The organism is Pseudomonas sp. EA_65y_Pfl1_P113 (assembly GCF_963970525.1).
Lineage (GTDB): Bacteria > Pseudomonadota > Gammaproteobacteria > Pseudomonadales > Pseudomonadaceae > Aquipseudomonas > Aquipseudomonas tritici.
In genome coordinates this window covers 1-523 of sequence record NZ_CAXAQM010000358.1, presented here as the reverse complement: position 1 = coordinate 523, position 523 = coordinate 1, and the positions used below count along the sequence as shown (strand labels likewise).

Annotated in this window: 1 protein-coding gene; it reads right to left on the bottom strand. The window is 71.7% G+C overall.

Annotation, left to right across the window (positions count from 1 at the left end; genetic code table 11):
* Positions 1-523, bottom strand: a 523-nt coding sequence (locus AACY52_RS30035; RefSeq protein ID WP_339561336.1) for a hypothetical protein, incomplete at both ends; no start/stop codon positions are given.

Genomic DNA, 523 nt, shown 5'->3' with positions numbered 1-523 from the left:
CGGCAAGAGGGCGACCTGTCTTTGCTTTGGCTCGCGCGGCCGCGACCGCACCGACGGTTGGTGCGGTCGATCCGGCAAGGGGCACCGCCGGCGCATCCGCGACCAGGCGCTCGGCGGTCGCCTGCTCGTTCGCGGTCACGGCGTCGATCGGCGCGCCCAGCTGCGACAGGATCTCGGGGCTGACGTTCAGTGTGGTCGAGGCAGCGAGGCCCGGCCCATGCCCGTTGGTCGCCGCCACCCACTGGCCGGTGTCGACCACCGCCTGGACGACGCTCGTCTCATGGTAACGTCCAGCGCCGTCGGTGTGCGCGGGGAAGACGATGCGCAGGACCTTCTGCGGCCCGACCCCGACCGGCCCGGCCGCGGCGATCGCGACACTTTGTGGAGCGGGTCGGACCGGACCCTGCTGATATTGCACCGCCGGCCGGAAGCTGGTGTCGCCGGTGATCTCGGCCAGCGCCTTGTCGTCGATGACGGTCGCTGGTGCACAGCTTCCCCCTGCCGGCGCGCCGCAGCCGAACTT